This window comes from Rhodosalinus sp., assembly GCF_041685465.1.
Classification (GTDB): Bacteria; Pseudomonadota; Alphaproteobacteria; order Rhodobacterales; family Rhodobacteraceae; genus Rhodosalinus.
Genome location: NZ_JAWLFS010000072.1, coordinates 1 through 12,416 on the forward strand (window position 1 = coordinate 1; position 12,416 = coordinate 12,416).

The 12,416-nt window shown below is 71.6% G+C and carries 13 protein-coding genes; 8 read left to right on the plus strand and 5 right to left on the minus strand.

All coding sequences use genetic code 11. The annotated features are described in order from the left end of the window. Positions 1-119: 119 nt before the first annotated feature. Positions 120-2,210 carry an ATP-dependent DNA helicase RecG gene (recG, locus tag ACESL7_RS06720; protein ID WP_372892547.1) on the plus strand — a complete coding sequence of 697 codons (2,091 nt, stop codon included), beginning with the start codon at positions 120-122 and terminating at the stop codon, positions 2,208-2,210. Between the two features lie 105 nt (positions 2,211-2,315). After that, on the plus strand, positions 2,316-2,438 hold the full coding sequence (locus ACESL7_RS06725) for a hypothetical protein (protein ID WP_372892548.1): 123 nt from the start codon (positions 2,316-2,318) through the stop codon (positions 2,436-2,438). Positions 2,439-2,597: 159 nt separating this feature from the next. On the opposite strand, the gene ACESL7_RS06730 is transcribed toward ACESL7_RS06725, so the two are convergent. After that, on the minus strand, positions 2,598-3,050 hold the full coding sequence (locus ACESL7_RS06730) for an iron-sulfur cluster assembly scaffold protein (RefSeq protein WP_372892549.1): 453 nt from the start codon (positions 3,048-3,050) through the stop codon (positions 2,598-2,600). Between the two features lie 67 nt (positions 3,051-3,117). Here ACESL7_RS06730 and hisI point away from each other — a divergent pair, with 67 nt between their 5' ends. Further along, the gene (gene hisI, locus ACESL7_RS06735; protein ID WP_372892550.1) at positions 3,118-3,474 is read left to right on the plus strand and encodes a phosphoribosyl-AMP cyclohydrolase; all 357 of its coding nucleotides are present in this window, start codon (positions 3,118-3,120) and stop codon (positions 3,472-3,474) included. Positions 3,475-3,520: 46 nt separating this feature from the next. Here hisI and gluQRS read toward each other — a convergent pair whose 3' ends face one another. Genes gluQRS through ACESL7_RS06755 form a run of 4 tightly spaced genes read right to left on the minus strand, consistent with a single transcriptional unit; the run spans position 3,521 to position 7,251 of the window. Continuing rightward, positions 3,521-4,420 (minus strand): tRNA glutamyl-Q(34) synthetase GluQRS, encoded by a 900-nt coding sequence (gene gluQRS, locus ACESL7_RS06740; protein WP_372892551.1) that lies wholly within the window; start codon positions 4,418-4,420, stop codon positions 3,521-3,523. Further along, positions 4,417-5,031, minus strand: a complete 615-nt coding sequence (locus tag ACESL7_RS06745) for a class I SAM-dependent DNA methyltransferase (protein WP_372892552.1) — start codon at positions 5,029-5,031, stop codon at positions 4,417-4,419. The genes gluQRS and ACESL7_RS06745 overlap by 4 nt, the downstream gene beginning before the upstream one ends. A 22-nt stretch (positions 5,032-5,053) precedes the next feature. Beyond that, positions 5,054-6,409 (minus strand): methylenetetrahydrofolate--tRNA-(uracil(54)-C(5))-methyltransferase (FADH(2)-oxidizing) TrmFO, encoded by a 1,356-nt coding sequence (trmFO, locus tag ACESL7_RS06750; RefSeq protein ID WP_372892553.1) that lies wholly within the window; start codon positions 6,407-6,409, stop codon positions 5,054-5,056. Between the two features lie 56 nt (positions 6,410-6,465). Next, positions 6,466-7,251 (minus strand): enoyl-CoA hydratase, encoded by a 786-nt coding sequence (locus ACESL7_RS06755; protein WP_372892554.1) that lies wholly within the window; start codon positions 7,249-7,251, stop codon positions 6,466-6,468. Positions 7,252-7,308: 57 nt separating this feature from the next. On the opposite strand from ACESL7_RS06755, the gene ACESL7_RS06760 reads away from it, so the two are divergent. From ACESL7_RS06760 to hflX, 5 genes are all read left to right on the plus strand, one after another. After that, complete coding sequence (locus ACESL7_RS06760; protein ID WP_372892555.1) at positions 7,309-7,749, plus strand: PaaI family thioesterase; 441 nt, start codon at positions 7,309-7,311, stop codon at positions 7,747-7,749. A 117-nt stretch (positions 7,750-7,866) separates the two neighbouring features. Further along, positions 7,867-9,243: a Trk system potassium transporter TrkA gene (gene trkA / locus ACESL7_RS06765; protein ID WP_372892556.1), complete on the plus strand. Its 1,377-nt coding sequence runs from the start codon at positions 7,867-7,869 to the stop codon at positions 9,241-9,243. Positions 9,244-9,253: 10 nt separating this feature from the next. After that, positions 9,254-10,765: a potassium transporter TrkG gene (locus ACESL7_RS06770; RefSeq protein ID WP_372892557.1), complete on the plus strand. Its 1,512-nt coding sequence runs from the start codon at positions 9,254-9,256 to the stop codon at positions 10,763-10,765. Positions 10,766-10,936: 171 nt separating this feature from the next. Then, the gene (hfq, locus tag ACESL7_RS06775) at positions 10,937-11,176 is read left to right on the plus strand and encodes an RNA chaperone Hfq (RefSeq protein ID WP_115979231.1); all 240 of its coding nucleotides are present in this window, start codon (positions 10,937-10,939) and stop codon (positions 11,174-11,176) included. Then, a partial coding sequence (hflX, locus tag ACESL7_RS06780; RefSeq protein ID WP_372892558.1) for a GTPase HflX occupies positions 11,169-12,416 on the plus strand: 1,248 nt, incomplete at its 3' end. The genes hfq and hflX, both read left to right, overlap by 8 nt.

Consider the following 12,416-nt stretch of genomic DNA (forward strand, 5'->3'; position numbering starts at 1 on the left):
TCCTCGAAGACCGACCTGCTGGTGGCCGGGCCGGGCGCGGGCTCCAAGGCGAAGAAGGCCGCCGAGCTCGGCGTCGAGACCCTCGACGAGGACGGCTGGCTCGCGCTGATCGGGCAGGCATGAGCGGGCGGCCCGAGCCGCTCTTTCCGCTCTTCGCGGAGCTCGACACCCTGCCCGGCGTGGGGGCCAAGACGGCGCAGGCGCTCGAGAAGGGGGGGATCGCGCGGCCGCGCGACCTGCTGTTCACGCTGCCGCATTCGGTGATCGACCGGCGCCGCCGCGCGACGATCCGGGGCGCGGATCTGCCGCGGGTGCTGACGGTGGAGGTGACCATCGGCGCCCACCGCGCGCCGCGGTCGAGAACCGGCGCCTACCGGGTCGATGTGGAGGACGCCGAGACCGCGTTTCAGCTCGTCTTCTTCCGCGCGCGGTCGGATTACCTGCAGCGGGTCCTGCCGCCGGGGGCGCGTCGGCTCGTCTCCGGGCGGGTGGAGCTTTACGACGGCATGGCGCAGATGGTGCATCCCGATCACATCGTCGCGCCCGAGGATGCCGGGGAGATCCCGGAGGTCGAGCCGGTCTATCCGCTGACCGGCGCGCTCACGCAGCGCGTCATGGCCAAGGCGGCGCAGGGCGCGCTCGCCCGCGCGCCGGAGCTCGCCGAGTGGATCGACCCGGTGCAGAAGGCGGAAGCGGGCTGGCCCGACTGGCGCGCGGCGCTCGAGAGCGCGCACGCGCCGCAGGGGGAGGCGGACCTCGCCGCCACCCATCCCGCGCGCGAACGCCTCGCCTACGACGAGATGATGGCGCATCAGCTGACCCTCGGCCTCGCCCGCGCGCGGGTGCGCCGCGGCCGCGGGCGGGAGACGCACGGCACCGGAACATTGCAGCGCAAGGTGCTGGAAAGCCTGTCCTTCCGGCCGACCGGCGCGCAGGTCCGCGCGCTTTCCGAGATCGCGGAGGACATGCGGAGCCCGCAGCGGATGAACCGGCTGCTGCAGGGGGACGTGGGCGCGGGCAAGACGCTGGTGGCTTTCCTCGCGCTCACGATCGCGGTGGAAGCGGGCGGGCAGGGCGTGATGATGGCGCCCACCGAGATCCTCGCCCGCCAGCACTTCGAGGCGCTCACCCCGCTCGCCGAGGCCGCGGGCGTGCGGATGGCGCTTCTGACCGGGCGCGACAAGGGCGCGGCACGGGCCGGGACACTGCGCGCCCTCGCCGCGGGGGAGATCCAGGTGCTCGTCGGCACCCATGCGGTCTTTCAGAAGGACGTGGACTTCCGCGACCTGCGCCTCGCCATCGTGGACGAGCAGCACCGCTTCGGCGTGCGCCAGCGGCTGGAACTCGGGCGCAAGGGCGCGGGCGCCGACATGCTGGTAATGACGGCGACGCCGATCCCGCGCTCGCTCGCGCTCGCGCATTACGGCGACATGGACGTGAGCGTGCTGGACGAGAAGCCGCCGGGGCGGAAGCCCATCCGCACCGCCATGGTCTCGACCGAGCGGCTTGGCGAAGTGGTCGAGCATCTGCGCGGCGCGGTGGCCGAGGGGCGGCAGGCCTACTGGGTCTGCCCGCTGGTGGACGAGAGCGAGGCGGTCGATCTGACGGCCGCCGAGGACCGCTTCAAGCGGCTGCGCGCCGCGCTCGGGGAGGGGGTCGTCGGCCTCGTCCACGGGCAGATGCCGGCGGAGGAGAAGGACGCCGCGATGGCGCGCTTCCAGCGCGGCGAGACGAGTGTGCTGGTGGCGACCACGGTGATCGAGGTGGGCGTGGACGTGCCCAACGCCACCATCATGGTGATCGAGCGCGCCGAGATCTTCGGCCTCGCGCAGCTTCACCAGCTGCGCGGCCGCGTCGGGCGCGGGTCGGGCGCCTCGACCTGTCTGCTGGTCTACCAGCCGCCGCTCGGCGAGACGGCGGCGCGGCGGCTGACCACGATCCGCGACACCGAGGACGGCTTCCGCATCGCGGAGGTCGATCTTGAGATCCGCGGCGCAGGCGACCTGATCGGCACGGCGCAATCGGGAGTGCCGCGCTTTCGCATCGCGGACATGGAGCGGCAGGCGGGGCTCATGTCCACCGCGCAATCGGACGCGCGGAGGCTGCTGGCCGACGACCCGGACCTGCGCAGCGCGCGGGGCGAGGCGGCGCGCGTGCTCCTCTGGCTCATGCGCCAGGACGAGGCGATCCGGCTGCTGTCCGTGGGGTGAGATCCCGGAGTCGCAGTCCGTTCATGGATGTTCTTAAAAAGTTCTTTACGTGCGCCCCGAGGTGTGAGAACAAAGCGGCAACACGAACACGGATGGAGCGCCCCGATGATCACCCAGCTCGCCACGATCCTTCGCCGCGCCCCGGGCGCCGTCGTCGCCGACATGGCCGGCCTCGTGGCGCTGACGGTGCTTCTGATCGCTGCGCTGCATCTGCCCGGAACGTTCTGAGCTGCCTCGCGATCCGCGGCCCGGCGACAGGGCGCGCCCGTCCCCAGGGCGCGCCGCCGGGTCTGCCTGTCCCCAAGCGGATCGTCCCTCTGCCGCCGCCGTCCCTCGGGATGCGCGGCGGCTTTTTTCTCGGGCGCGCGTGCGGCGTCGCCGAGCGGGTCAGGCGCAGTGCGCCGCCTCGGCCTCGGCCACGGCCTCCGCCGTCGCCTCGAGCGCGAGGAGGATCGAGGCGTGGCGGTTCTTGTAGTCGCGCGCGGGGCGCAGAACCTCGAGCGCGTCGAAGGGCGCGGGCGGCGCGGGTCCGTCGGATTTCAGCATCGCCTTGAGCGCATCGCGCGCCGCCTCGATCTCGGTGCGGCGCCGGCCGATGGCGTTCTGCCCCACGACGGCCGCGGCGGCCTGCCCGAGCGCGCAGGCCTTCACGTCCTGCCCGAAGGCCGAAATGCGCCCGCCCTCGAGCGTGACGTCCACCGTCACCGTGGAGCCGCAGAGCGGCGAACGCTTCTTGACGCTCGCATCCGGCGCCGCGAGGCGCTCGGTGTGCGGGATCTCGGCCGCGAGGGCGAGGATGCGCCCGGAATAGAGCTTGATCAGGTCGGTCTCGGAGCTCATGGCTTCCCCGTCAGGTCTTTCCCGCATAATTAGGCGCCGCCCGAGCGATTGCCAAAGGAAAATGCCGATGTCCTTCGACCCCGCGAACCTGCGCTACGACGCGCGCGGCCTGATCCCCGCCATCGCGCAGGAGGCCGAGACGGGCGAGGTGCTGATGCTCGCCTGGATGACCGCCGAGGCGGTGGCGCGCACGCTGGAGACCGGGCGCGTCACCTACTGGTCGCGCTCGCGGCAGGCCTTCTGGGAGAAGGGCGCGACCTCGGGCCATGTCCAGGACCTCGTGGAGATGCGCCTCGACTGCGACCGCGACACGCTCCTGCTGCGGGTGCGCCAGACGGGGCCGGCCTGTCACACCGGGCGGCGGAGCTGTTTCTACACCGCGGTGCGGGACGGCGCGGAGGTGGAGATCATGGCGCCCGAGTGAGCCGGTCAAGGGGGGCTGTCTGCCCCCCTCGGCGGCTCGCGCCGCCTCACCCCCCGAGAGTATTTGGGCCAAGATGATGGGGCAGGGGAAGCCCCACCATCGCGCGGAGGTCGGCCGGGGTGCGGCCCTCGGCGCGGTAGCCGGCGATGGCGCGGGCGTCGTCGCGCTTTGCGAGGCGCCGGCCCGCCGCGTCGCGGATCAGCCGGTGGTGGTGATAGACCGGTGTCGGCAGGCCGAGGAGGCGCTGCAGCAGGACGTGGATCGCCGTGGCGGGCGCGAGATCGGCGCCGCGGATCACATGGGTGATCGCCTGATCGGCGTCGTCGAGGACGACGGCGAGGTGGTAGGCGGCGCCGAGGCCGCGGCGGGCGAGGGCGATATCACCGACGGCTTGCGTGAAATGCTCGGGGCCGAGCGGGCCGGGGGGTGCCGCGACGCCGGTCTCGGTGTAGGTGACGGGGGCGCGGTCGAGCCCGGCGGCGGCGGCGGCGCGGGCCATGTCGAGGCGGAGCGCGCAGTCCTCTGGCATTGGCCCGACGGGCGGCGTGTGCGGGCGGCAGGTGCCGGGGTAGATCACCCCGTCGGGGCCGTGCAGGGGCGCGCCCTCCTGCGGCGCGGAGGCGGCGGCCTCGATGTCGCGGCGGGTGCAGTGGCAGGGGTAGAGGAGGCCGCGGTCCCAGAGCACGGCGAGCGCGGCGCGGTAGCGCGGCAGCCGGTCGGACTGGCGCATCACCGGGCCGTCCCACGTGATCCCGAGCCAGGCGAGGTCGCTCTCGATCTGCGCGGCCCATTCGGCGCGCGCGCGGCTCCGGTCGAGATCGTCGAGGCGCAACAGGAAGGTGCCCCCCGCCGCGCGGGCCGTGTCGTGGGCCAGCAGCGCCGAATAGGCGTGCCCGAGGTGCAGCGGGCCGGTGGGCGAGGGGGCGAAGCGGGTGCGGAGGCTCACGCCTTCTCGAGGACGTAGACGAGCGCGCCGACGCCTTCGGCCGGCACGTGGTCTCCGTGCTCGCGGAAGCGGATGCGGGCGGCGCCGCTTTCGGTGAGCTGCGTGACGTGGGCCTCGTAGGCCGGGTCCTGCAAGGTGTTGTCGTTGAAGGAGAAGGCGAAGAGCCCGCCCGGGGGCAGGAGGGCCCAGACCCGGTCGAAGGCAGCGAGCGGCGCGGCGCCCGAGCCGATCACGCCGATGGCGGCGGCGGCGGCGTAGCGCCCGGCGCGGTCGGTCATCGCGTCCTCGTCGCCGACGGCGTCGAGGTCGCGGTAGACGCCCTTGGCGCGCGCGACCTCCAGCATGCCGTCGGAGACGTCCACGCCGTCGATCGTGGTGAAGCCTGCCTCGGCCAGCGCCTCGCCCGAGAGGCCGGTGCCGCAGCCGAAGTCGAGGATCGGGCGCGCGGTGTCGTCGATGGCGCCGGCGAGCGCCCGGGCCACGCGCCCCGGCGTGGCGTAGCCCGCGCCGGAGAGGTCGGCGTCGTACTGATCCGCCCAGTCGTCGTAGAGGCGCCGCATGTCGTCGGCGCCCTCGGTCCTGTACACTCTGTCGAGAAATCCCTGTGTCATGGGCGCCAGCTTAGCGGGACCGTCAGGCGGCGTCCAGCGCCGCCCCCGCGAGCCAGGCGCGCCAGGCCGCCTTGGCGCGGTCGGTGTAGGCGCGGTAGCGGTCCCGGCGGCCCTTGCGCCCGCCCTTGAGGCCCTCGACCGGGCGGAAGAGGCCGAAGTTCACGTTCATCGGCTGGAAGGTCTTCGCCTCCGCGCCGCCGGTGATGTGATGCACCAGCGCGCCCATCGCGCTGTCGGGCGGGGCGGTGGGCAGCGCAAGGCCGAGGATCTCTGCCGCGGCGAGGCGGCCGGCAAGGAGGCCCATGGCGGCGGATTCGACGTAGCCCTCGACCCCGGTGATCTGTCCGGCGAAGCGGATGTTGGGCCGTGCACGCAGGCGGAGCTGATCGTCGAGGAGCGTGGGGGAATTCAGGAAGGTGTTGCGATGGATGCCGCCGAGACGGGCGAAGCGCGCCTCCTCCAGGCCCGGAATCATTCGGAAAACATCCGTTTGTGCGCCATACTTCATCTTCGTCTGGAAGCCGACGATGTTGTAGAGCGTGCCGAGCGCGTTGTCGCGGCGAAGCTGCACGACGGCGTGGGGCTTCTGGTCCGGATCGTGCGGGTTGGTCAGGCCCACGGGCTTCATCGGGCCGTGGCGCAGCGTTTCGCGCCCGCGCGCCGCCATCACCTCGATCGGCAGGCAGCCGTCGAAATAGCCGGCCGTCTCGCCCTCGTGGAACTCGGTCTTGTCGGAGGCGAGCAGCGCGTCGATGAAGGCCTCGTACCGGTCCTTGGTCATCGGGCAGTTGATGTAGGCCGTGCGCTCCGCCTCCGTCTCGCCCTTGTCGTAGCGCGACTGCCGCCAGGCGGTCCCCATGTCGATGCTCTCGGCGTAGACGATGGGCGCGATGGCGTCGAAGAAGGCGAGCTGATCGGAGCCCGTCGCCCGCGCGATCGCCTCCCCGAGCGCGGGCGAGGTCAGCGGGCCGGTGGCGAAGATCCAGCGCCCCTCGTCGGGAAGCTCCGTGATTTCAGTGTTCTGCACGGTGACCTTCGGGTGGGACTTGAGCCGGGCCGTGACCTCCTCGGCGAAGGGGTCGCGGTCGACGGCAAGCGCGCCGCCCGCCGGCAGGCGGTGCCGGTCGGCGGTGGTCATCACCAGACCTTCGGCCGCGCGCATCTCCCAGTGGAGCTGGCCCACGGCGTTCTCCGCGTCGTCGTCGGAGCGGAAGGAGTTCGAACAGACGAGCTCCGCGAGATGCCCCGTGCGATGCGCGAAGGTGCCGACCTTCGGCCGCATCTCGTGCAGCACCACGTCGACGCCCATTTCCGCGGCCTGCCAGGCGGCTTCCGAGCCGGCCATGCCGCCGCCCACGATATGCAGCTTTTCCGTCATGCGGGGGATCTAGGCTCCATGCGGGGGTTTGTCACGGGGCGGGGGGTGTCACGGGATCACTGGCGCCAGTCCGGCGCGCGCTTTTCGAGGAAGGCGGAGATGCCTTCGTTCGTGTCGCGGTCGAGCATGTTCTCGACCATCGCCGCGCCGGTGAAGTCGTAGGCCTGATCGAGGGGCATCTCGGCCTGCCGGTAGAAACCCTGCTTGCCGATCTTGACGGCCGTGCCGAGCTTGGCCGCGATCGTCTCGGCGAGCGCCTGCGTCTCCGCCTCGAGCGCCTCGGGCGGCACGACGCGGTTGACGAGGCCGAGCTCGCGCGCGCGGGTCGCGTCGACGAATTCGCCGGTCACCAGCATCTCGAAGGCGTGCTTCAGGGGCACGTTGCGCGAGAGCGCGACCATCGGCGTCGAGCAGAAGAGGCCGATGTTCACGCCGTTCACGCCGAAGCGCGTGCCCTCGGCGGCCACGGCGAGATCGCAGGAGGCGACGAGCTGGCAGCCCGCGGCGGTGGCGATGCCGTGCGTCTGCGCGATCACGGGCTGCGGCATCTCGCGGATCGTCTGCATCATCGTCGAACAGCGGCGGAAGAGGTCGTCGAAGTAGCTCGCGCCCGCGTCCTCGGATTGCCGGCCGGCCTGCATCTCCTTGAGGTCGTGGCCCGCGCAGAAGGCCTTGCCCCGTCCGGCGAGGATCACGGCGCGAATCGCGGTGTCCTCCTTCAGCGTGTCGAAGGCGGCCTGAAGCTCGGCGAGCATCCCGTCCGAGAGCGCGTTCAGCCGCTCGGGCACGTTCATCGTCAGCCGGGCGACGGCGCCCGAATCCTCGCGGTCCAAGAGCGTCATCTTGTCCTCCTCTCCTGTTCGGGCCAACTCTAGGCGTCGTGACGACGGGAGGAAAGCATGGCGGACGGTGACGACGGGCTCGCGATGGGGGGCGAGGCGCTTTCGGCCTTCATGGCGCGCGAGTTTCCGCAGGTGGCGGCGGATTTCGCGATCGAGCGGGTGGCCCCGCGCGAGATCGACGTGCGCCTTCGGGTGGACGAGCGCCACCTGCGCCCGGGCGGCACCGTCTCGGGGCCGTCGATGTTCGCGCTTGCCGACGTCTCGGTCTATCTCGCCGTGCTGGCGATGATCGGACCCGAGGCGCTGGCGGTGACGACGGGCTGCTCGATGGATTTCATGCGCAAGCCCGCCGCCGGAACGGACATGATCGCGCGGTGCCGGCTGCTGAAGCTCGGGCGCGTTCTGGCGGTGGGTGACGTCCTGCTCTACTCCGAGGGGATGGCGGAGCCCGTGGCGCGCGCGAGCATGACCTATTCGATTCCGCCGCGGCCCGCGTAGGGTGCGCCGTCCCGGCGCACCATGCGTCAACGCCGCCGCCCGCGGCGGTCCCATGATTGACCGCCGTGCGGGGGCGTGCGAGCAAGGACGCTCGGGGATGACGGGAGAGGCCGGCCCATGAAGGTCATCATCTGCGGCGCGGGGCAGGTCGGCTGGCAGATCGCGCGGCATCTCTCGGGCGAGAAGAACGACGTTACGGTCGTGGACAACAACGCCGATCTGGTGCGCCGCGCGACCGACGCGCTCGACGTGCAGGGCCTTGCAGGGCACGCCTCCTATCCGGATGTCCTCGACCTTGCCGGCGCGCGCGACGCGGACATGATCATCGCGGCCACCTATTCCGACGAGGTCAACATGGTGACCTGCCAGGTGGCGCACTCGGTGTTTTCGGTCCCGCGCAAGATCGCGCGGCTCCGGGCGCAGAGCTACCTGACGGCGATCTATTCCGACCTCTACCGGCGCGACCACATGCCGATCGACGTGGTCATCAGCCCCGAGCGCGAGGTCGCCGATGCCGCGCTGCGCCGGCTCTCGGCGCCGTCGACCTTCGACGCCGAAACCTTTCTCGATGGCGGCGCGCAGCTTCTCGGGCTCCGGCTGACCGGGGACTGCCCGGTGGTGAACACGCCGCTGCGCCAGCTCACCGATCTGTTCTCGACCCTGCGCGCGGTGGTCGTGGGGGTGCGCCGCGAGGGCACGCTCTTCGCGCCGGAGCCGGGCGATCAGCTCTTCGAGGGCGACGCCTGCTACGTGGTCGCCCATACCGAGGACGTCGGCCGCACGCTCGAGATCTTCGGCAAGTCGGCCAAGCGGACGGAGCGCGTGGTGCTCGTGGGCGGCGGCAACGTCGGGCTGACGGTCGCGCGTGCGCTCGAGGGGCGTGCCGACCGCATCCGCGCCAAGGTGATCGAGCGCGACCGCGCGGCGGCCGAGCGGGCCGCCGACGAGCTGGAGCGCACCATCGTGCTCAATGGCGACGGCCTCGACGTGGGGCTGCTGACCGAGGCCAACATCGCGCGGGCGGACGCGGTGCTCTGCGTGACCGACGACGACAAGACGAACATGCTCGTGGCGGTGCGCGCGAAGTCGCTCGGCTGCCCGATGGCGATCGCGCTCGTCAACGACCCGACGCTCGAGCCGCTGATGGACCCGCTCGGCATCGACGCCTACATCAACCCGCGCGCGACCACCGTGAGCTCGATCCTGCGCCACATCCGGCACGGGCGCGTGCGCGACGTCTATTCCATCGGCGATGCCGAGGCCGAGGTGATCGAGGCGGAGGTGCTCTCAACCTCGCCCATCGCGGGGCAGCGCATCCGCGACACGGACTTCCCCGAGGGCGCGCTCGTCGGCGCGGTGAAGAAGGGCGACAAGATCCTGCGCCCCGATGCGGGCACGCGCATCGAGGAGGGTGACGTGATCGTGATCTTCGCGCTCGCCAAGGACGTCCCCGAGGTCGAGCACCTGTTGCAGGTCTCGATCGATTACTTCTGAGCCGGGCGCCGTGACACGGCTCTGGCAGCTTCCGCTCGTCCTGCTGCTCGCAGGGGCCTTCTGCGTTTCCATGATCGTGCCCGCGGCCGTGGCGCTCGCGGCGGAGGAGTTCGCGACCGCGCGCGCCTTTTTCTACGCGGGGCTGATGGGCACCCTCTTCGTGGCGCTCATCGCGGTCGCCCGGGGCGGCCGGCCGCCGGAGCGCGAGTCGGTCCGCCAGCTTCTGTCGCTTCTGGTCGTCTTCCTGCTGTTGCCCGCGGGTCTCGCCGTGCCCTTTCACGAGGCTGTGCGCACGACGAGCTTTCTCAACGCCTACGTCGAGATGGTCTCCTGCCTGACGACCACGGGCGCGACGCTCTTCGAGCCCGAGCGCCTTTCGCCGGCCCTGCATCTCTGGCGCGCGCAGGTGGCCTGGATGGGCGGGCTGCTGATCTGGACGGCGGCGGCGGCGATCCTTGCGCCGCTTTCGCTCGGCGGCTTCGAGGTCACCGCCTCGGGGGAGCCGGGGCGCGCCGACGCGCGCCAGCCCGCCTCGGCGGCCGCCTCGCCGCAGATGCGCGTCGCGCGGGCGGCGCGGCGGCTCGCGCCCGTCTACGCGGTGCTCACCCTCGTGCTCTGGCTCCTGCTCATGGCCCTGGGAGAGGCGCCGGTGCCGGCGGCGATCCACGCGATGTCGACGATCTCCACCTCCGGTATCTCGGCGGGCGACGGGATCGTGGGGGCGACCGCCGGCATCTGGGCGGAGCTCGCCGTCTTCGCCTTTCTCTTCCTCGCGCTCTCGCGGCTGACCTTCTCGTCCGACACGCTGGCGACGGCGCGGACGGGCCTGCGCCACGACCCGGAGTTCCGGTTCGGCCTCGTTCTGGTGGTGGGCGTGCCGCTGGTGCTCTTCCTGCGCCACTGGGCGGGCGCCTTCGAGGTCGACCGGGACGCGGACCTTCTTCGGGCGCTTCAGGCCCACTGGGGCGCGACCTTCACCGTGCTGTCGTTCCTGACCACGACCGGCTTCGTCAGCGCCGACTGGCAGGAAGCGCAGGCGTGGTCCGGGCTGGGCACGCCGGGGCTCATCCTGATGGGGCTCGCCATTCTCGGCGGCGGCGTGGCGACGACGGCCGGGGGCGTGAAGCTCCTGCGGATCTATGCGCTCTACCTGCACGGGCTGCGCGAGATGGAAAAGCTCGTGCATCCCTCCTCGGTGGGGCGCGCGGGCGGCTTCTCGCGGCGGCTGCGCCGGCAGGGCGCCTTCATCGCCTTCGTCTTCTTCATGCTCTTCGCGCTCAGCCTGACGGTGGCCAGCCTCGTCTTCGCCGCGCTCGGCAGCGGCTTCGAGGAGGCGATGGTGCTCGCCGTGGCGGGGCTGACGACCACCGGGCCGCTCGTCATCTGGGCCGCGGAGTCGCCGATCGCGCTCGCCGAGCTTTCGGGCGGCGCGCGCCTCGTCTTCGCGGGGACCATGGTTCTCGGGCGGTTCGAGCTTCTCGGCATCATCGCGCTTCTGTCGCCCACGCTCTGGCGACGCTGAGACAGGCGAGAATCCGGCATTTCGGGGCTGGAAACTGAAGCGCGCGGGTCCCATACTTTGGTGTCGGACACGAGCCGCATCGCGGCGCGCGCGCGCCGTGCAACGAAAGTCATAAATCCCGGCAGCGCCGACGGCGGCCCGCAGGGATCAGAAGCAAAAAAGGGACATTGGATGGCCTCGGACCGCCAGAACCTTCAGGACACCTTCCTCAACCACGTGCGCAAGACCAAGGTACCGGTGACGGTCTTTCTGATCAACGGCGTAAAGTTGCAGGGCGTCATCACCTGGTTCGACAATTTCTGCGTGCTGCTGCGCCGCGACGGACAGTCGCAGCTGGTCTACAAGCACGCCATTTCCACCGTGATGCCCTCGCAGACCATCAACCTCTACGACGGCGACGACAATAGCTGACGCCGGCGATACACCCGCGACCCGCGCGGCGGTCCTGCATCCCGACATCCGGACCGCGCCCGACCGACGCGATCCCGAGTACGCGCTGGGCGAGGCCGTGGCGCTTGCCCGCGCGCTGCCGGGGCTCGAGGTGGTGTGGTCGGAAAACGTCCGCCTGCCCAAGGTCAACCCCGGCACCTTCTTCGGGTCCGGCAAGATCGAGGAGATCGGCGCCCGGCTCCGGGCCGAGGAGATCGGCCTCGTCCTGATCGACGGGCCGGTGACGCCGGTGCAGCAGCGCAACCTCGAGCGCGCGTGGAAGGTCAAGCTTCTCGACCGGACGGGGCTCATCCTCGAGATCTTCTCGGATCGCGCCGCGACGCGCGAGGGCGTGCTGCAGGTGGAAATGGCCGCGCTCAGCTACCAGCGCACGCGCCTCGTCCGCGCCTGGACCCACCTCGAGCGCCAGCGCGGCGGGCTCGGCTTCGTCGGCGGGCCGGGCGAGACGCAGATCGAGGCGGACCGCCGCGCCATCGACGAACAGCTCGTGCGCCTGCGCCGCCAGCTCGACAAGGTGGTCAGGACGCGCAGCCTGCACCGCGCCGCGCGCGCGAAGGTGCCCTATCCGGTGGTCGCGCTCGTGGGCTACACCAACGCGGGAAAATCGACGCTCTTCAACCGCCTGACGGGGGCGGAGGTGATGGCGAAGGACATGCTTTTCGCCACCCTCGACCCGACGATGCGGGCGGTGCGCCTGCCCGAGGGGCCCGAGGTGATCCTCTCCGACACGGTGGGCTTCATCTCGGACCTGCCGACGGAGCTGGTGGCGGCCTTCCGCGCCACGCTGGAGGAGGTGCTGGAGGCGGCGCTCATCCTGCACGTGCGCGACATCTCCCACCCCGAGACCGAGGCGCAGAAGCGCGACGTGGAGGCGATCCTCGAGGACCTCGGCGTCGCGGAGAGCACGCCGCGGCTCGAGGTCTGGAACAAGCTCGACCTGCTCGCCCCGGAGGAGGCCGCCGCCGCGCGCGCCACCGCGGCGCGGCGCGACGACGTGCTCGCGCTCTCGGCCTGGAAGGGCGAGGGCATGGCCGATCTGACGCAGGCCATGGCCGGCGCGCTCGAGGGCGAGCGGCGCGAGGAACGGCTGGATCTCGGCTTCGACGACGGCCGCCGCCGCGCGTGGCTCTTCGAGAAGGGCGTCGTCCTCGACGAGACGCAGGACGAGGCCGGTTATCACCTGCGCGTGCGCTGGTCGCCG